This is a genomic window from Hyphomicrobium sulfonivorans, from assembly GCF_013306565.1.
Taxonomy (GTDB): Bacteria; Pseudomonadota; Alphaproteobacteria; order Rhizobiales; family Hyphomicrobiaceae; genus Hyphomicrobium_A; species Hyphomicrobium_A sulfonivorans.
Genome location: NZ_PZPO01000004.1, coordinates 165,166 through 183,624, shown reverse-complemented (window position 1 = coordinate 183,624; position 18,459 = coordinate 165,166). Strand labels below are relative to the sequence as shown.

13 protein-coding genes and 1 tRNA gene are annotated in these 18,459 nt (G+C 61.5%); 9 read left to right on the top strand and 5 right to left on the bottom strand.

What is annotated here, in order from left to right:
• Positions 1 to 57 precede the first annotated feature (57 nt).
• The gene (locus C6Y62_RS09145) at positions 58 to 2,454 is read right to left on the bottom strand and encodes an efflux RND transporter permease subunit (protein ID WP_173953676.1); all 2,397 of its coding nucleotides are present in this window, start codon (positions 2,452 to 2,454) and stop codon (positions 58 to 60) included.
• Between the two features lie 242 nt (positions 2,455 to 2,696).
• On the opposite strand from C6Y62_RS09145, the gene C6Y62_RS09140 reads away from it, so the two are divergent.
• Complete coding sequence (locus tag C6Y62_RS09140; RefSeq protein ID WP_173953675.1) at positions 2,697 to 3,704, top strand: hypothetical protein; 1,008 nt, start codon at positions 2,697 to 2,699, stop codon at positions 3,702 to 3,704.
• A gap of 216 nt (positions 3,705 to 3,920) precedes the next feature.
• A tRNA-Val gene (locus C6Y62_RS09135) sits at positions 3,921 to 3,995 on the top strand.
• A gap of 241 nt (positions 3,996 to 4,236) precedes the next feature.
• On the opposite strand, the gene C6Y62_RS09130 is transcribed toward C6Y62_RS09135, so the two are convergent.
• Both C6Y62_RS09130 and C6Y62_RS09125 read right to left on the bottom strand, forming a co-directional pair.
• Entirely contained in the window at positions 4,237 to 5,733 is a 1,497-nt protein-coding gene (locus C6Y62_RS09130; RefSeq protein WP_173953674.1) for a globin-coupled sensor protein, read from the bottom strand.
• A 330-nt stretch (positions 5,734 to 6,063) separates the two neighbouring features.
• Positions 6,064 to 7,242, bottom strand: coding sequence for a type III PLP-dependent enzyme domain-containing protein (locus tag C6Y62_RS09125; protein ID WP_173953673.1), 1,179 nt, complete (start codon positions 7,240 to 7,242; stop codon positions 6,064 to 6,066).
• A gap of 451 nt (positions 7,243 to 7,693) precedes the next feature.
• On the opposite strand from C6Y62_RS09125, the gene C6Y62_RS09120 reads away from it, so the two are divergent.
• The 3 genes from C6Y62_RS09120 (at position 7,694) to C6Y62_RS09110 (ending at position 10,729) form a co-directional block, all read left to right on the top strand.
• Positions 7,694 to 9,346, top strand: a complete 1,653-nt coding sequence (locus C6Y62_RS09120; protein ID WP_173953672.1) for a thiamine pyrophosphate-binding protein — start codon at positions 7,694 to 7,696, stop codon at positions 9,344 to 9,346.
• A gap of 163 nt (positions 9,347 to 9,509) precedes the next feature.
• Complete coding sequence (locus C6Y62_RS09115; protein ID WP_173953671.1) at positions 9,510 to 9,707, top strand: hypothetical protein; 198 nt, start codon at positions 9,510 to 9,512, stop codon at positions 9,705 to 9,707.
• Between the two features lie 131 nt (positions 9,708 to 9,838).
• The gene (locus C6Y62_RS09110; protein WP_173953670.1) at positions 9,839 to 10,729 is read left to right on the top strand and encodes an NAD(P)-dependent oxidoreductase; all 891 of its coding nucleotides are present in this window, start codon (positions 9,839 to 9,841) and stop codon (positions 10,727 to 10,729) included.
• 210 nt (positions 10,730 to 10,939) lie between these two features.
• On the opposite strand, the gene C6Y62_RS09105 is transcribed toward C6Y62_RS09110, so the two are convergent.
• The gene (locus tag C6Y62_RS09105; protein WP_068462553.1) at positions 10,940 to 11,458 is read right to left on the bottom strand and encodes an Lrp/AsnC family transcriptional regulator; all 519 of its coding nucleotides are present in this window, start codon (positions 11,456 to 11,458) and stop codon (positions 10,940 to 10,942) included.
• Between the two features lie 356 nt (positions 11,459 to 11,814).
• Here C6Y62_RS09105 and C6Y62_RS09100 point away from each other — a divergent pair, with 356 nt between their 5' ends.
• Both C6Y62_RS09100 and C6Y62_RS09095 read left to right on the top strand, forming a co-directional pair.
• Positions 11,815 to 13,428: a sensor histidine kinase gene (locus C6Y62_RS09100; RefSeq protein WP_173953669.1), complete on the top strand. Its 1,614-nt coding sequence runs from the start codon at positions 11,815 to 11,817 to the stop codon at positions 13,426 to 13,428.
• 336 nt (positions 13,429 to 13,764) lie between these two features.
• Positions 13,765 to 15,132 (top strand): porin, encoded by a 1,368-nt coding sequence (locus tag C6Y62_RS09095; protein ID WP_246274540.1) that lies wholly within the window; start codon positions 13,765 to 13,767, stop codon positions 15,130 to 15,132.
• On the opposite strand, the gene C6Y62_RS09090 is transcribed toward C6Y62_RS09095, so the two are convergent.
• Positions 15,122 to 15,526: a hypothetical protein gene (locus C6Y62_RS09090; protein WP_173953668.1), complete on the bottom strand. Its 405-nt coding sequence runs from the start codon at positions 15,524 to 15,526 to the stop codon at positions 15,122 to 15,124. The two genes, C6Y62_RS09095 and C6Y62_RS09090, sit on opposite strands and share 11 nt — an antisense overlap.
• 267 nt (positions 15,527 to 15,793) lie before the next feature.
• Here C6Y62_RS09090 and C6Y62_RS09085 point away from each other — a divergent pair, with 267 nt between their 5' ends.
• Positions 15,794 to 17,134, top strand: coding sequence for a porin (locus tag C6Y62_RS09085; protein ID WP_173953667.1), 1,341 nt, complete (start codon positions 15,794 to 15,796; stop codon positions 17,132 to 17,134).
• A gap of 238 nt (positions 17,135 to 17,372) precedes the next feature.
• Positions 17,373 to 18,224 (top strand): hypothetical protein, encoded by an 852-nt coding sequence (locus C6Y62_RS09080; protein ID WP_173953666.1) that lies wholly within the window; start codon positions 17,373 to 17,375, stop codon positions 18,222 to 18,224.
• Positions 18,225 to 18,459 lie beyond the last annotated feature (235 nt).

Below are 18,459 nucleotides of genomic sequence, written 5' to 3'. Positions count from 1 at the left end.
CATCTGCTGCGCCCGTTCATTCATTATCGTTTTGCGATGCTCGCAGTGCGACAGCCCTTACGAGCTGACCGTCGTAGGCGTTGCCGCTTCATCCGTCTGCGGCGCGGCGCCGTCACGATCCCGGCGCGGGAACAGCTTGCGGCCAACCATCAGCGCCGCCGGCAGAATGACAAGCTGCCCGATCAGCGACGCAAACAGACACACCGCCGCCAACTCGCCAAACAGGCGCAGCGAAGGCAGGTGCGAGAGCATCGTTACACCGAGGCCCAGCGCCAGCACGATTGTGGTCAGCACCACCGGCGGACCGATGTGATGGGCGGCACTCATCAGCACCTGATAGGGTGTGGCAGTCGGGCCCATGCGGTCTTCCTCAAGGCAGTAGCGGTTGAGGAAGTGGATCGTCGAGTCGATAGCCAGCGAGAACGCCACCGTGATCGCCACGATCGACGCGAACTGCAATCCCTGCCCTGTCGCCCAGAGAATGGCGCCCGTTGCGAAAATCGGAAACAGCGACGGCATGACCGCCGAGAAGCCTACCAGCGCCGAGCGTAGAGCAAAGCCCAGGAAGATAAAGATCACGAACATGTCGCCGACGAGGCCCCAGTTCAGCTCCCAGATCAGCCCGGCGGAGTTACGCGCCGCAATGGCCGGCAGGCCGGTCACCGAAAACTCATAGCCGGGATTGGCCAGCCGCACCGGCTCCAGCTCCGCATCGAGCCGGTCGACCACGGGAAGGATCTCGCTGGCGTCAACGTCCGGCAGACGCGCCGTCACCAGCACCGCCTTCTCGTCGGCCGAAATGAAGCGCCGCACGAGATGATCGGGCAGGATGCCGACGTATTTCTTCACGTTCTCGATGCTGGCATCGCCCGCTGCCGCCAGCCAGCGCCGCAGGCTTTCCAGCGACCACACATTGCCCAGCCCGACGCGCTGCTCAACCGCGGTGTGGGCCTGCGCAATCGCCTCCAGCGTCGAAGGATCGTAAAGCGACTGATCCCCCGTCCAGCGGATCATGATGTGCACCGGATTGGCGCCGGTCAGCTTCTCGTCGATACGTCCCGTCGCCGCCAGCGCCTGCTCCTTGTCGGGCACCTGATCCGCAAGGCGGTAATGCGGCTTGAGTTGTGTATAGGCGATACCGCACAGGATCACCGTAATCACTGACGCGGCGAAGAAGGCGGTGGCGTTGTTGGCCACCGTGCGCACGATGCCATCGGTGATGTGCTGCAGCTTGCCGACGCCGCCGGTCTCGTCGCCGTGGGCATCGGCTGCAATCGCGGCAACCGGCTGCTTTTCCTCGCGCACCAGCAGCGCCGCCAGCGTCGGCACAACCACCGCAACCGCCAGATAGGAAATGCACACCGCCATCAGCGCCGCGATGCCAAACGTACGGATCAACGCGCTATCGGCAAACTGGAACGAAATGATAGCAAGACAGGCGTTCATCGCCGTCAGCAAACACGCGGGCGCCACATCCAGCACCGCGTTGCGCGCGGCCTGAAAGCGGTTCATCCCGGCCAGCACGTCACGCCGGATCGACATGACGAGGTGCATGGAGTCCGAAAAACCCGACACCAGGATCAGCGGCGTGATGACGTTGATGAACAGGTTGAGGCGGAAATCCATCGCGCCGATCATGCCCAGCGTCCACAGGATCGCGATGGCGGGACCCGCAACCACGATCAGCGTCAGCGACAGTCGGCGGAAGAACACATAGGCGATGCCGATGCCGACCAGAAAGCCAAGCCCGTTATAAACGAAGCGATCGCGCTCCACGGCATTGCGGATTTCAAGCTGCATCACCGGCGCGCCGGTCATCTTTGCCGAAAGCCCCGTGTCTTCAAGCTCGCGCTCGGCGGCCTCATTTATGTCGCCAATCACGGCGGCGGCGCCACGTTCCTCGACCACCTTGCGATCGAGCGCGATGACAATCATCGCCAGTTCGCCATCGTCGGAAAGGAACTTGCCCTTCACGATGTCATTGGTTTTGAGCGCATCGACGATGCCGGCGAACGCCGCGTCATCCTCGGGCATTTCATCCGGCACCAGCGGCGGCGCGTAGCCATTTTCATCCGGCTTGTCACGCGCCGACATCATCGACACGAGGCCCGAAACACCGTCGACAAGCTGCAGCTCGGTAGTCAGCCCACCAAACGTCTCCAGCCGCTGCCGGGTCAGCAGATCCTTGCCCTCAACCACAACCAGCACGTCATATTCACTGGAGGGGAAGCGCCGATCGATCTCCTCATAGCGGCGAAATTCTTCGGTGTTGGTGCGGAACAGCTCCGAAAGGGAATCATCCACTTTCAGGTTCATCGCACTCCAGGCGGCCAGCGCCGTCAGCACCGCAATGAGAAACGCCGAAACATATGGCGCCTTAAGCGCGACCAGTCCGAGACGGTCGATCCCGAACGAATACAAAAACCGACGCGGCACTTCCCTGTCGCTATCCATGGTTCCCCCGTCGGCGCTTGCTATCGCTCTTCTTTGGCTACGCTCAGCTGCGCCGGTGTGTTGTTCCGTCCAGGAAAAGTCGGCTGGGCACCGTGCGGAATCAAGCGGCGCGCGCGGATGGTTGCATTTGCCGGATACCCTGTGAAGGCCCCAGTGCAGCCGCCACAATCCGCCTGGGGCGCCCCATTATGGCCGCAACAAGCCGTTCCTTTCGCCCGAGAAATCGGGTCGGATCCTCTTCCATGCTTCCAAAAGCACAGCCTTTGGCACAGTCTCTTTATCTTATTCGGCGTGCTTATGCGTGGCACGCGCGCAACGCTTTGACCGCGCTTGTGATAACGTTGGGCGCCGTTTTTGCTGCCGTTTCAGCAAACGCCACCCCGCAGCAGGCGCCAAACAGCCGTGTCGTTCTCGACCTGCCGGAAGAATACGCGCCCTCGCCGCTGTTCGCTGGCTTCCAGAACGAACGCTCCGGCGTGACCTACGTCATCCTTGAGGCGCCGGCGAAAGAGTACGACAAGATGGCGCAGGGCTTCACTGCGCAGGAGTTGCTCAAGCGCGGCATCACTGACGTCACCTCTGGCAAACTCGCCCGCAGCGGACCTCATGTTTATATGCGTGCGCAGCAGAAATCGGAGGCCGGCAACTATGCCAAGTTCTTCGTGCTGTTCCGTACCGACGATCAGACCGTGCTTGTCTCGGTAAATGTCCCCCAGCGCTCGCTGGACAACGGCAGCATCAAGCCGGCAGAGATCGAACAGGTTCTCGCCACCGCCAAGACAACCGAAAAGCCAGCCGTCCGCGATCTTTATGCGCTCTCCTATCTGGGGCCGTTCAAGGAGGCTGGGCGCGTGGTCGGCACCAGCAAGCTTTATACGCTCGACGGTCGGCTGGAACCGGAACGGGTTGGCGAAACCCGCACGGCCTTCATGGTGGCGCCATCGCTCGATAAACGCGTGCTGCAGGAGCCTGCGAAGCAATCGGTAGCGCTGCTGGGCAGCCTGCCGGGATTCGCCGACTTCAAACCCGGTAAGCCCACCCCGGTTACCATCGGCGGGCTGAGCGGCTTCGAGCTCACCGCGTCGGCGACCGACGCCGACAACGGACGGCCTATTCAGCTTTATCAGGCGCTGCTGCTTGGCCCCGATGGCGGCTATTATCGCCTGATTGGTATCGCCACGCCGAAGGATGCGGACGTCGCGGGCGAAGAGTTCCCCAAGATCGCGCGCTCATTCGAGTTGCTGCCCTAGTCAGAGAGGCAGCCAATCGTGATGCGCGGGGGGCGCCCCGACGTCATTGGGCCGAGCTTCCCTCGGACTGGGGCTCCTTCAACGGGCGCTAACGAACCGGGCCAACAGCCTCTTTTTTACAGAGGCTTGACAGTCGAGCCTAGTGGCTCGCATAAGAGCCGCCCGGCCGATGCTGAATGCTTCGCGCACCAACATCGCGATTTATCCAGCCGGGATGGGCGGTTAGCTCAGCGGTAGAGCACACGCTTCACACGCGTGGGGTCACAAGTTCAATCCTTGTACCGCCCACCATTTTCTCTTTGCGCGCCAATGGCGCTCTGCAAGAACGCGGCACTGACCGCGGGTCGCCTTGCTCCCTTGCCCTAACGGGCGCTTCGCTCACGCAGCTTCAAAGCGCCATCGCCTCCCGACAGCGGTCGGGGTCCACGCAAGCTTGCCCATGCTGTTCGTCGCCGAGAAGGGAGCGGCGCGGCGAGCCCGGAACGTCGAGAAAGCCTCCCGCGACGTCAGCCCGCGCGCAACTCCGGCGCCCTCAAGCGCGGCGACGCGTGTTCGCCCGCCCTTCCTCAAGCCGGAAGCCGTCGAGCAGCATGTTAAGCTCCATCGCCTTCTCCGCCAGCGAATGACTGGCCGCCGTCGCCTCTTCCGCCATCGACGCGTTCTGCTGCGTCACCCGGTCGATGTCGCCTACCGCGCCGTTCACTTCCTGCAGCGCCTGCACCTGCTGGGCCGCGCCGTTGGCGATGTCCGCCACCACGCCGTTGATGTCAGCCACCTGCGCAACGATGCGCTCGAACGACTGCCCCGTCTGCGCCACCAGATCGACGCCGTCCTTCACCTGTGTGGTCGAGGTGGAAATGAGGGACTTGATTTCCTTCGCGGCATCCGCCGACCGCTGCGCCAGCGCCCGCACTTCGGAAGCCACAACGGCAAAGCCACGCCCGGCCTCGCCCGCACGCGCCGCTTCAACGCCCGCGTTCAGCGCCAGCAGGTTGGTCTGGAATGCGATCTCGTCAATAACGCCGATGATGCGCGAAATCTGCTCCGACGACTTGTCGATCGAGCCCATAGCGTCGATGGCTGCGCGCGCGACCGTGCCGCCCTGCTCCGCATCGCGCTTGGCCGTCGCCACCACATCACGCGCATGCGAAGCGCCTTCCGCGGCGCTTTTCACGGTCGTGGTGATCTGCTCCAGCGCCGCTGCCGTTTCCTCAAGGCTTGCCGCCTGCCGCTCGGTACGCTGCGAAAGATCCTCCGCCGCTTCGGAAATTTCGCGCGTGCCCGATGAGATCACTTCAGCGTTCTGACGAACTGTCGTCATCGCATTGCGCAGCTTGGTGACGGTCGTCGCGAAGTCCGCCTTCAGCTTGTCGAATTCCGGCGCCAGCGGCTGATCGATGGTGGCGCACAGATCGCCACCGGCTAGCCGCTCCAGCGCGCTGGTCAGTGCGTTCAATGCTGCGGTCTGATTGCGATCAGCTTCCTGCTTGGCTGCTTCTGCCTGACGGCGCTGCTCATCAAGGGCGTCCAGATACGTCGAGATGGCGAGGTCCATATCGAGCATCACCGCTTTCATCAGCGCCGAAACAGCCGAAGCCATCCCGTCCGATTTCTGCCCGCGCGCAAGTTGCATCAGCGTGGGCCAGCGTTCGGCGATCACGGAATGAATCAGCTTCTCGGTGATGAGCGCATAGCCGCCAATGTACCAGCGCGGCTCAAGCCCGAGCCGTGCATGCGTACGCCCGATGGTGCGAACCCGTTCGGCATACTCGGCTCCGAATTCAGCCGACGCCACTTCTTCCCAATGCGCAATCTGCCGGTTCTTCGCCGATTCCATGTGCCGGGGATCGCGAAACATCCGGCCAGTTTCAGGCGCAGCAGCAGCCTTGGCGTAAAAGGCATCGAGCGCGGGGCCGATGAAAGACGCGATGGAAGGCTTCAGCGCACGCAGTGCAGCCTGTGCTTCGCCATCAAAGCCCATGAAGTCCAGCCGGTCCTGCAGCCCGCCACTCGTCCCTGCATTCGCCATAGATATTGCCCTGTCCGGCCCATTCGGCCTGTTGTCGCGTCGCTCGCGTGCCCTTGCGGGGCAAAAAATCAGCACGCGCCGTGCGCTGACACATTCCTTGTCGCGTATGGGAGCCTAAGCTTGAGTAAAGTTGTCAGGACAGCGGATGCATGACTTTGCCACGCCACCAAAGTCGCAACCGACCGACATCAGACAATGCAAATCTGAGTTGCAGCGCATGACTATAGCGTTCGCATTGGACGCGCTTGCTGATTTACATCGGATGCCGATACAGCAACGGCGCGAGTTGCCTCGCGCCGTTGCTTCGATATCGATGGCTTGTATCGGCTATTAGCGGCTACGGGCCGCCGGCAACTCGGTAGCGTCTGCGCCGTACATGCTGAGCATCGGCGGATCGAGCAGGATTACCTCGTCGTATTCGCCATAGCCGTTGAAGCGGCCGGCGATTGCGCGCGCATAGGCACCCATGTTGCCGATCTCGAAATAATCGCCCTCGGCAATCGAGGCCGGCAGCAAGAACGGGCCCTTCATGTGATCGATGGAATCACACGTCGGCCCCCACAGTTCGAACGGCACCAGCGGCTCGGAAGGATCGACGTCGCGCCCCAGCAGCTTCGTCGGGAAGATGAAGCCAAGGTGCGCCGCGTCGAACAGCATCCCGTAGGAGCCGTCGTTGATGTAGAGGTTGTTGCCGCGCCGTGCGTCGACGCGCACGATCAGGCTCTCGGCCTCGGCCACCAGCGCGCGGCCCGGCTCACATGCCAGCTTGATGTTGTCCTTCACCGGCAACTGCTCGATGCCGGCGATGATCACCTTCATGAAGTCCTGCAAGGGTGCCGGATCGCTGTCGGGATAACGGGACGGAAAGCCGCCGCCGATATCCAGACGATCGATCATCACGCCGGACTGCACGATCAGGCGGTGCACATCGCCCAGCGCCGTCGAATAAGCATCGGGTGTCCCTGTCTGCGAACCGACGTGGAATGTCACGCCCAGTTCCAGCGCCACCTGACGCGCCTTCACCAGCAGGTCGGCGGCCGGCTGACCGTAGATGCCGAACTTGTGCTCAAGCGGAATGCGGCTGTTGATGGCCGACACAGCCAGGCGCACCCACAGGATCAAGTCCTTGGCGTTCCCGGTGCAATCCATGATCTTGCGCAACTCATCTTCGCTATCGAGCGAGAATGAGCGCACGCCCATGTCATAGGCGCGGCGGATCGCGTGGCGCGATTTCACCGGATGCATGAAGTGCAGATGCGCATCGGGGATCGTCGCCGCGTCTTCGATCTCGGGCAGCGAAGCTACGTCGAAATGGCGGATGCCGGCCCCATAGAGCGCGCCGATGAGAAATACCGAGCTGTTCGCCTTGTAAGCGTAGGCAACGTCGCCGGGAAAATTCTCAAGAAACCAACGCGCAGCACGCCCAGCGGCATGGGGCCGCAGGCCACGCACCGGCCGCTCGGGCCGGCACTTCTCAATCAGCGCAGATGCCGAAGAGAGTTTCTCCATCGCATAGGACCTCCACCGCCCGCGGCACACGCGGGTCTGAGCCAAAAGCAGAAGACCGCACAACCGTAAAAGAGGGCTGCATTTAGGGTCGGTCCCCCCCCCTGTAAAGATGTTTCTTGTGACAAACACGCGAAACAACAGCGCGTTTCAACGCTCACCCGCTGCATTTTGCCCTTGAACCCTCAATTTTGCATTTGAGAGCGCGGCACCGCGCGCTCCGCCAAAAGACGGTTCACATGCGCCATCATGGACGTGTGGCCAGCAACCGGATGGCAATATACGGTGCGGTACGCTCTCATCTGCAACCGTCGTTCCTCAAGCCCTCGCAACAGGATGGCTTCCGGGGCTACAATCGTAACCGAACCATAGCTTAAGGCTGTCCGCAAAGCCCCGACCTGCCTACAACGGCCTTGAACATGAAGGGCGGCAAGGCCGCAAAGATGCGAGTGTAATGCGTACCGGGGGCAAGATCCTAGTCGACCAGTTGGTGCTTGAAGGCTGCCGCGCGGTTTATACCGTGCCCGGCGAGAGCTTTCTTGCGGCCCTCGACGCCATGTTCGATGTTGGCACCATCCGCGCCATCGTCTGCCGTCACGAAGGCGGCGCGGCGATGATGGCGGAAGCGGCTGGCAAACTCACCGGCAACCCTGGCGTCGCCTTCGTCACGCGCGCACCCGGTGCCACCAATGCTTCCAGTGGGGTTTATGTCGCCCACCACGACGCAACGCCAATGGTGTTGCTTGTCGGACTGATCGAGCGCGGGCACGAAGGCCGCGGCGCGTTCCAGGAAATAGATCTGAAGGCGATGTTCGGCGGCATCGCGAACTGGGTCGGCATCGCGCGCGAGCCCGAGCGGATTGCCGAAATGCTGGCGACCGCATTCAACGCCGCCCGCAGCGGCCGCCCTGGTCCAGCAGTTCTCGGCCTGCCGGAAGACATCCTCACCGCCGTGGTGGAAGCCGAGGACGCTGGCCTGCCGCCATCGCGCCTTCCCGCTCCCTCCGCCGCCGACATGACCAAGCTCAAGGCCAAGCTTTCCGACGCCGAGCGCCCGCTGGTGCTGCTCGGCGGAGCGGGCTGGAACGAAGCCGCCGCCGCCAACATCGAGAAATTCGCCGAAACGTTTGAAATTCCGGTGGCCAGCGCATTCCGGCGTCAGGACCACATGGACAACCGCCACCCCTGCTATGTCGGGCACGCGGGCATAGACATGGACGCCAAGCTAATGGCGGCGCTGCGTGGCAGCGACCTGCTGCTCGTGATCGGCGAAGGCCTGTCTGAAATCACCACCGGCGCCTACACGCACGTGAAAACACCGCGCCCGAACCAATATCTCGTGCACGCCCATCCCTCGCCGGAAGCCATCGGCCGCGTGTTCCGCGCCGATCTGCCCATCATCTCCGCCGCAGAACCATTCACCCGCGCGCTGGCGCGCATGAAGCCGCCGACCAAGCGGCGCTGGAACCGGCTGCGGAAAGATCTGCGCGCTTCCTACGAGCGGTCGCTGAAGCCGCTGGCCACCACGGGCACCGTGCGCATGGAGGAGGTTGTCGCCTCCATCTCCCGCGAACTGCCCGACGATGCGATCATCACCAATGGCGCAGGCAACTACGCCAGCTTCGTGCACCGCTACTTCCAATATAAGCAGTGGCCTTCGCAGCTGGCGCCGACATCCGGCTCCATGGGCTACGGCCTGCCGGCCGCCATCGCCGCCAAGATCGAATTTCCGGACCGTCCCGTGATCGCGTTCGCGGGTGATGGCTGCCTGCTGATGACCGGTCAGGAACTGGCGACGGCGGTGCAGTACGGCCTGCCCATCATTATTATCGTCGCCAACAACGGCATGTACGGCACCATCCGCATGCATCAGGAGCGGCGCTATCCGGGCCGCGTCGTGGGCACCACCCTCGTCAATCCCGACTTTGTCGCCTTTGCGCGCAGCTTTGGCGCCCATGGCGAGCGGGTCGACATGACCGAGGCATTCCTGCCCGCATTCCGCCGCGCCCTCGAAGCCTCAGGCCCGGTCCTCATTGAGCTACGGCTTGATCCCGAGGCGATCAGCGTGAAGCAGACTCTGTCGCAGATCCGCGGCGACAAAGATTAATAATCGCGCACGATCCGCAGCCAGAAAACGATAGTAAATCCTTTATTAATGCTACCCGCAGGTCGTTAGCCATTTGGCGACTATACGGTTCGACTAACGGATTATTATAGGTTACATAATTCTCAACCTGATTGAACACACACCTCTTCGGAGGACTTCGAAGATGGATTTACAGCACGCAAGATCAAGCTACGGCACCAAATGGGTTTGGGCGCGCACCGGCGCACTCATTCTGTTTCTGGTCACCGCCATTCTGTTGATCGCATCTCTTTCCAACAGCCGCAGCTACGCTTCCGATGGCGTGCTGCTGAAGGCTGGCAACGGCTACAGCGTCTTCAAATCTCTGATCAAGACCAGCTGAGTTCGCACAAGTTTCACTGCACACTACCCAGTAAAAGACAGCACCCTTAGCCCCGGCTCCACTTGGATCCGGGGCTTTTTTCTTCTCGCCGTCAGTGATAAGCGCTCGCGGTTCACATGGAGAGACACGCGATGGCAAAGGTTGCTTGGATCGGCTTGGGAGTCATGGGCTTTCCGATGGCGGGCTATCTGCTCACCAAAGGCGGGCACGACGTCACCGTTTACAACCGCAACGGCGCCAAGGCCGAAGCGTGGACTGCCAAGTACGGCGGCCAAAGTGCGGCAACACCAGCTGAAGCCGCGCTCGCAGCCGAATATGTCTTCTGCTGCGTCGGCAATGACGACGATCTGCGCGCGGTCTCCACCGGACCTGAGGGCGCGTTCCGCGGCATGGGTGCCGGCGCCGTCTTCATCGACCACACCACAGCCTCGGCCCATGCCGCCCGCGAGCTGTTCGCAACCGCTTCCGATCGTGGCATCGCGTTCCTCGACGCCCCCGTATCGGGCGGCCAGTCGGGCGCGGAAAACGGCGCGCTAACGGTTATGGTCGGGGGCGAGGAAGAGGCCTTCGCGCGCGCAAAGCCGCTGATCGACTGCTACGCCCGTGCCGTAAATCACATCGGCCCTTCCGGGGCGGGACAGCTTGCCAAGATGGTCAATCAGATCGCCATTGCCGGCTTGTTGCAGGGCCTTTCAGAGGCCATCGCCTTTGCCGAGACGGCCGGCCTGAACCTCGATGTCGTGATGGAAACGATCTCCAAGGGCGCTGCACAGTCGTGGCAGATGGATAATCGCTGGCGCACCATGCACGAAGGCAAGTTCGATTTCGGCTTTGCCGTCGACTGGATGCGCAAGGATCTTGGCATGTGTCTCGACGAAGCCAAGCGCAACGGCGCGCAGCTTCCCGTCACGGCACTCGTCGATGGCTATTATGGCCATGTACAAAGCAACGGCGGCGGCCGCTGGGATACATCCAGCCTCATCACGCTGCTGAAGCCGCATACACCGAAGAGCGACGATTAAAGCAGCGCCGCCAGCTCGGCAGACGGGCACATAACAGTGCCCGTCATTTGGCCATTCGAAAATGTCGCCGAGCGCATCCCACGCATATCGTTTCACGACATTACGCGCACGGGCGGACAATCCCTGCATGCCGGCGCCCAAGCCTCATGGGCGTTTTGAACCGAACCGGACACCGCGCGGCGGCGATGCCAAAGCTCTGCCGATAATCACTCAACGCTTGCGGCGCTTGTCGTCCTGCACCGGCACTGCCGTTTCAGGCGTTGCCTGGCGCGCAAACTGAAGCGGCAGCTCGGTTGTGTATTTGATCTGCTCCATCGCAAATGCCGACGACACCTTGGCAACCTCGATGCGCGCAATCAGACGTTTGTAGAAAGCGTCGTAAGCCGCAATATCCGGCACGACCACGCGCAGCAGGTAATCGACGTCGCCGGACATGCGATAGAACTCGACAACCTCGGGAAAGTCAGCCACCGCGCCATGGAACCGCTCCAGCCACGCATGGCTGTGCTGGTCGGTTTTGATCGAGACAATAACGGTCACGCCAGCGTTAACCTTCTCCGGGTCCAGTACCGCGACCCGCCGCTGGATGACGCCCTGCTCCTCCAGCTTCTGGATGCGCCGCCAGCAAGGGGTGGTGGAAAGCCCGACCTCCTTGCCGATATCGGCGACCGGCCGCGTGCAGTCCTCCTGCAGGATCCGCAAAATTTTCACGTCCATTTCGTCGAGCATGGCAAGCCGTGTTGAGAATAGATTTTCGCGAGATTGCATTGCGAGGCAACGGAACGCCAATACAGCCCCAAAGCACAGCATCTTTTGTAATATAATTCCAAGATCTAGGGAAGCACCAGCATCTGGCAAACATATGCACGGCGCGACCAAAATAGAATTTCTCTAGCAACAGCTTCCGATTTCAGGCAAAACTTAAGCAAATCAGTAACAGCAAAAAAACGTTTCTAAACTGTTGGTTAGTAATTCAAGTCGAGATTTCATGGTAACATTGACCTCGAAAAACAACGGTTCATTGCGCCATGGTCGCTTGAGCATCCGCTCCGGCACCAGCCACCAAATTCTCGAGCATAAACGCGATGTCGACGAGCAGCATTCCCGAGGAGGTCGTAAGGCGCCATAGCCGGCGCGAAGCACGCGCGCGCGCTTTCAGCGACCTGCAGGCAACGCGCGCCCGTCTGGCTGCCGGCACATCGCTGAAGCCGGAATTTGAGTATGAACTGCTGACGATGTTCGCCCGCAATGAGCTGGGCGCCTCGGTGACGATGCCGGCGCTTTATGCGCTGTTCGCCATCGCCTGCATGTTCTGGGCTCCCCCGGCCGAAGCGATCATCTGGCTCATCACCGTCATCACCGCCAAGGTGGTGCTGCTCGACCAGTGCCGCCGCTTTCTGACGATCCCGCACTCCAAGGTGAATGTACGCCTTTGGCGGCGACGCCTGATCCTGCTCGAACTGCTGAGCGGCCTGGCTCTCGCCTGCTTCGCTCTCGTCGGCGTGCGCGAGACATTGCAGGCGCCGACGGAGATGGTGTTCTCATCACACGTCTTCATCTTCGCCACGCTCATCGTCGTGTTGGCGATACGCACGATGTTTGCTGCGACCATCCCCGCCATTCTCTATGCGGGCACGATCCCGATGACGATCGCGGTGGTGTTCCGGCTGCTTCTGCTCGGCAATGTGTTTTATCTGGCGCTCGCCACGATGGCGATCGGCATCCACCTTTACTTCCTGTTCCTCTCGCGTGGCATGCGCGCCACCACGTTGTCGATGCTGGAATACCGCACCGAGAAAGACGCGCTGATTGCCGAACTTGAGGAGCAGAAGTCGGTCTCCGATGAAGCGCGTCGTCGCGCCGAAGCCGCCAACATGGCCAAGTCACGCTTCCTGGCCACCATGAGCCACGAGCTGCGCACGCCGCTGAATGCCATCCTCGGCTTCTCGGAAGTGATGAAGGAAGAAATGTTCGGTGCGATGAATAACCCGCAGTATCGCGAGTATGCGGGCAACATCCACGAGAGCGGCACGCATCTTCTGCATCTCATCAATGAGATCCTTGATCTCACGCGCATTGAATCTGGCCGCTATGAGTTGCATGAAGCGCCGCTGCGGCTGGCTGACATCACCGACGAGTGCCACCGCCTGCTCAAGCTGCGGGCCGACGGCAAAGGCATCGAGGTTATCGAGGAAACCGATCCCGACCTGCCTCTTGTGTGGGCTGATCTGAAAGCGCTGCGGCAGGTATGCCTCAACCTGATGTCGAACGCGCTCAAGTTCACGCCCAAGGGCGGCCGCATCATTCTGAGTGTCGGCGCAATGCCCGATGGCGGGCAGTTCCTGTCGGTGCGCGATAACGGCCCCGGTATTCCCGCCGATGAAATTCCAAAGGTGCTGCAGGCGTTCGGACAGGGCACGCTTGCCCACCAGACGGCGGAAGGCGGTGCCGGACTGGGGCTGGCTATCGTCCAGAACCTGATGGAACTGCACGGCGGCGCACTCAATCTGCAATCGGAACTGCGTAAGGGCACCGATGCGACGGTGACCCTACCGGGATACCGCGTGCTGCAGGCCATGGTGCCACTCCAGCCCCTTGGGCAGGAGACCCACCGCCTGAAGGGCATCGCCCGCACGCGCCCGGCGCGCCTGCGGCCTGGGCATCCCGGCGGCGCGGGTGGCACTGCGGCTGTTGGCTAAGTCCGTCCTGCCGCCCGGCCAGTTTCACACGCCCTTCCGCAACGTGCTCATACGCTCCCGGCCGCCACATTGCAGCGCATAACCGCGCTCATTTCGCCGCCAATGGCGCTTGAAGCTCCCGCCTGCCACAGCGTTTTCGTCATGATCTGTCACAATGCCGTTTCCGGTTTATTGTGACAGCGCTCTCCCATACCCCTGCCCGTGGCGAAGCTCTCCGGCGTGTACCGGCGGAGGCTAAGCGGTGTGGGTCGCGTAGGTGCCCGTTGACTTGAGTACGTGTGCAGTTGCGTCGATCGAAGGCCCTTTTTTTGGCGTTACCTTCGTGGGAGTTTGCGTATGTTCGGGGGAGTAGGTAAGGCGGGATGGGCTTCCATCCTCGTCGCTGGCGGATTGGTCCTGGCGGCCAGCGTTTCCGCCCAGGCAGCGGATTTGGGCGGCGATTGCTGCGCGGATCTGGAAGAGCGGGTTGCCGAGCTTGAGGCAACAACGGCCCGCAAGGGCAACCGCAAGGTTTCTCTGTCGGTTTACGGTAAGATCAACCAGGGCGTGATGTTCTGGGACGACGGCAGCGAGAGCAATGCCTACGTCGTCACCAACGATGCCTCGCGTTCGCGCTTTGGCTTCAAGGGCGGCGCCAAGATCAACAGCGATCTTTCTGCAAATTTCCGCCTTGAGATTGGCGTTCGCTCGGCCAATTCGAAGCGCAACAATCAGTACGACTCGATCAATGCAGACGAGTCAGGCTTCGACATCCGCCACGCCTGGTGGAACATCAAGAGCAAGACATTCGGTACCATCCAGGTAGGCCATACGCCGACGGCTTCGCAGGAAATCACGGAAATCAACCTCGCTGGCACCAGCGACGTCGGCAAGTTCTCGGACGTTGAAGACAGCGGCGGCGGCTTCTTCCTCGCTGCAACCGGCCGGGCTGCCATGAACGGTGGCCTGCAGTGGCGCCGCCTGATTGCCCGCACCGGCGCACAGCCGGGTGAAGGCGATCGTCGCGAAGCCGTTCTGTATGAATCGCCGGAATTTGCTGGCTTCACGGCCAGCGCTGCGTGGGGCGGCGATGACTTCTGGGACGTCGGACTGCGCTTCGAGCGTGAATTCAACCACATCAAGGTTGAAGCCGGCATCGCCTACTCGTCCATCAACGACGGTATCGACGACAGCGCAACCCATGGCTGCCCTGCACGTAATACCACCAGCCACGATGCCAAGTGCCAGATGATCGGCGGCTCGATCAGCATCATGGACACCAAGTCCGGCCTCTACGGTAACTTCGGCGCCGGTCAGATGTGGGATGACAGCACGACCTCTGCCGCTCACTTCGCCGGCACCGGTGTTGACGACACCTACACCTTCTGGGCAACCGAAGTCGGTATCCAGCGCAAGTGGAACGAACTCGGCAAGACGACGCTGTTCGGCCAGTACTACAACTACACCGGCGGAGGCATCACCCAGAACGTCAGCGCAGCCGACCCGATCAACCTGGCTGGCGGTCAAGCTCAGATCTTCAGCAGCGAAGTCAACATGTGGGGCGTCGGCGTCATGCAGAAGATCGACGCTGCCGACATGAAGCTCTACGCCATGTACCGCAACTACGAGTTCGATCTTGAACTCGCACGTAACGGTTTCGTGTCGCAGTCTGCGCCGCTGGAAGACTTCCAGGTGCTGATGACCGGCGCTGTGATCAACTTCTGATCCGGCACCAGCGGCAATCCTCTAAAGGAGCAATCCTGTAGAGGATCCCACGATGCTCACTCACGGAAGCCGCCCTCACCGGGCGGCTTCTTTGTTTGCGCACCTCGCCCGCATCAATTCCGCACTCAAAATCTGCCAACTGCGCGCGTCCACCCAACACCGACCAGCGATTCACCCGGCCCTCGCGCGAACAATGGGCAATCGCATTCATCGACACGATTTCCACAGCGCTTTCCACATTGCGAAGAAGAGCCCCAGCAACAGCCAAAGTTGGAGTACACTCTTCCCACAGTGCCGAAGCCTTCGCCGGCGTCGACTGAATGTGCCGAATGGGTCGCGTATCGCCCCATCCTTTTGTTTCCAGCGTATTTTTTGGATCGACGGGAGCGCGCAAGCGCTTCACTTCCTGGCGGGTGTGTCCCCGCGTGAGTGCCAGGATGCACCACCCTTTCGTGGCCTCACAGCCACACCCGTGGGTTCGTCACCACGAAAACGGCACTGCCTAATTGTTGCACTCCGGCGAATCACAGCAGTGTCCGGCTTGGCACGCAGCGATCCTTTGAGGGGTACGCACTGCGCATTGCTAGGGCGGTTTTCTTGTCTCGCGTTCCAAACAATACAGCGTCCGCCATCAGCTGAGACGAAGACGGGAGACTAATAGATGAATAAATACAGCCTTAGCGCCCTGGTGGCAGCTGGCATGCTGGTAGGTGGTCTGTCCACCGGCAGCGCGTCCGCAGCTGACCTCGGCGGCAACTGCTGCGCTGATCTCGAAGAGCGCATCGCAGAACTGGAAGCTACGACTGCTCGTAAGGGCAACCGTAAGGTTTCTCTGACGGTATCCGGTTGGGTCGGTCAGCAGGTTATGTGGTGGGACGACGGCGTTGAGAGCAACACCTACGTTACGGGTCTTGGCTCTACGCTGAACTCGCACTTCAAGTTCAGCGGTCAGGCTCAGATCTCTCCGGGCTGGTCGGCTGGCTACGTGATCCACGTTGAAGCCAACGACTCTGACTCGCTGACGATCAACCAGGACTCGCAGCACAACGGTTCTGCTCTGGGTGCCAACGGCGCCTACGCAGTGCAGCTGCTTCAGTCCTACTGGTTCATCAAGAGCGATCGCCTCGGTAAGATCGGCGTTGGTCTGCAGTCGTCCGCTTCGGACAACGCTGCAATCCTCGTTGACGGTTCGGGCTCGCTCGTTCCCGCCAACTGGGTGATGTTCGACTACAACAACTTCAACGTCCGCACGAGCGCTGGTGGCAACACTGGCTTCCAGTGGGGCTCGCTGGCTGGCAACTGCTTCGGCGGTGGCGGCACGGGCGGTGACTGCTTCGGCGCTCCGCGCGACTCGGTTCGTTACGACTCGCCAACCTTCGGTGGCTTCTCGGTTTCGGCTTCTTGGGGTGAAGACGATTTCTGGGACGTTTCGGCTCGTTACTCGGGTGAATTCAACGGCTTCAAGCTTGCAGCCGCTGTAGCTTACTCGCAGTACGCTCAGGACTTCTTCACGATGGGCTTCAACGGCGGTCCGGCCGTGGTTGCTCCTGACAACCGCTGGGTCGATTACTTCCAGCTGGGCGCCTATGTTGAGCACGTACCGACCGGCCTCTGGCTGTACGGTGCCTACGGTCACGTAGACCCCAACGGCAACACGCGTGATGCCACTGGCGCGTTCACGAACACCGCTCGTTCTTCGGGTGATACCTACTACATCAAGGGCGGTCTGCGCGAGCGTTGGACCCCGCTTGGTCACACGGTGCTCTACGGCGAGTACGAGAAGTTCTCGCGTGGCAACACTGACGCGATGGTCAACGCTGGCCTGACCGCAAGCAGCCACCTGTGGGGTCTCGGTGTTGTGCAGGAAATCGACGCTGCAGCTATGTCGCTGTGGATCTCCTACCGCCACATCACGGCTGACGTTAACGACGTTGTGAACAACACGTCTATCGGCACCGACGACTTCCAGTACGTAAAGGCCGGCGCTCTGATCAACTTCTGATCGCCGTACTTCTATCTCTCTCTCTCGAACTGCCCCAGGGAAACCTGGGGCAGTTTTTTTATGTTCGATCACATCAATCCGCGATCGGCAGTACACGGGGAAAACCCCGCCGAGCGGCCATTGCCCGCTACGAATCGCATAGCTTTGCCCTGCGGCAACGGCCGCTTGCCAATTCACGAGCAAACAGGCGGCTGTGTTGGTTCAACATTCCATCGCAATACGATTGCAACGCTCCGCTATGGCGCGTTCGGGCTGCGGGCTGCTCGCATCAGTCATTGTCGCGCTGGCGGTTGGCGGCTGCGCCTATAGCGGCGGCAAGACCATCGACGCCCACTTCTCGCGCTACAAGGCGCGGCTGCCTGAGGGCAATCGCGTGTTCGTATGCAGCGCCTATGGCTGCCGCACGCAGACGCCGTTTCGTTTTGAACCCGCTGATATCGAAGAAGTGCGCACCGTCATGGCCAAGGGCGCCGCTTCGCCCGCTGCCGAACGTGAGGTTGCGCGCAAAGCCATCGCAATGATGGGCGCACGCGCTGACAAGGCCGTTGGCACCGACAAGGACAGGCCGGGTGACGACATGCTCGGCAACGGCGATCCCGGTCAGATGGATTGCGTCGACGTCGCCACCAACCTCACCAGCTACATGATGGTGATGGAGCGCCACAAACTGTTCAAGCATCACACCATTGGCCCGATGTTCATCAAGGAAGACCTGCGGCGTGGCTTCGACGGCTGGACGCATTACGCCGGCACGATGATCGAGAACGGTTCAGGGCAGAAATTTGCGGTCGATGGCTGGCTGCTTGCGAGCGGAAAGCCGCCCGAGATTGTCGAGGTCGAGCGGTGGTACATCGACAACGATGACCTGCTGTTCGGCGCCAAGACCACCACCTCATCGCTGAAGCCGCAGCCCGCCGACAGTAACAAGCAGGGTGATCCGATCGTCACCGGCAGCATCGACAAGGAGGCTACCAAAGCGAAAGAGACTGGCTCGAAAGCCGCCGAAGCCGGCAACGCTAAGGCTAAGACCAACGCTTCGACCACACCGACAGCGGCCGCAAAGGCTGCCGCCGCGACCAGTTCGCAATAGCCATGCCCCCGCCGCTCGTGCCCGGTTAACGCCGCGTAGCGTACCCGCGCACCCTTGGCCGGTTCGGGGCAGCGGAATCGCCGGCACCGGCAAGCGGCGCTAGCGTTGCCGCGCCATAGTTTGGTGCGGCTAAGCTTTGCGGCTTCAGGGCCACTAGCTCCAGCGGGCCCATCTCCATATGCTGACGCCATTGACGCCCTGCGCATCGGCCCTCGCCCTGTGCAGCCGCCTGCGG

Bases quoted from the DNA above. Each gene is read 5' to 3' on its own strand.
- C6Y62_RS09145 (WP_173953676.1), bottom strand. From the start codon at position 2,454: ATGGATAGCGACAGGGAAGTGCCGCGTCGGTTTTTGTATTCGTTCGGG.
- C6Y62_RS09140 (WP_173953675.1), top strand. From the start codon at position 2,697: ATGCTTCCAAAAGCACAGCCTTTGGCACAGTCTCTTTATCTTATTCGG.
- C6Y62_RS09130 (WP_173953674.1), bottom strand. From the start codon at position 5,733: ATGGCGAATGCAGGGACGAGTGGCGGGCTGCAGGACCGGCTGGACTTC.
- C6Y62_RS09125 (WP_173953673.1), bottom strand. From the start codon at position 7,242: ATGGAGAAACTCTCTTCGGCATCTGCGCTGATTGAGAAGTGCCGGCCC.
- C6Y62_RS09120 (WP_173953672.1), top strand. From the start codon at position 7,694: ATGCGTACCGGGGGCAAGATCCTAGTCGACCAGTTGGTGCTTGAAGGC.
- C6Y62_RS09115 (WP_173953671.1), top strand. From the start codon at position 9,510: ATGGATTTACAGCACGCAAGATCAAGCTACGGCACCAAATGGGTTTGG.
- C6Y62_RS09110 (WP_173953670.1), top strand. From the start codon at position 9,839: ATGGCAAAGGTTGCTTGGATCGGCTTGGGAGTCATGGGCTTTCCGATG.
- C6Y62_RS09105 (WP_068462553.1), bottom strand. From the start codon at position 11,458: ATGCTCGACGAAATGGACGTGAAAATTTTGCGGATCCTGCAGGAGGAC.
- C6Y62_RS09100 (WP_173953669.1), top strand. From the start codon at position 11,815: ATGTCGACGAGCAGCATTCCCGAGGAGGTCGTAAGGCGCCATAGCCGG.
- C6Y62_RS09095 (WP_246274540.1), top strand. From the start codon at position 13,765: ATGTTCGGGGGAGTAGGTAAGGCGGGATGGGCTTCCATCCTCGTCGCT.
- C6Y62_RS09085 (WP_173953667.1), top strand. From the start codon at position 15,794: ATGAATAAATACAGCCTTAGCGCCCTGGTGGCAGCTGGCATGCTGGTA.
- C6Y62_RS09080 (WP_173953666.1), top strand. From the start codon at position 17,373: ATGGCGCGTTCGGGCTGCGGGCTGCTCGCATCAGTCATTGTCGCGCTG.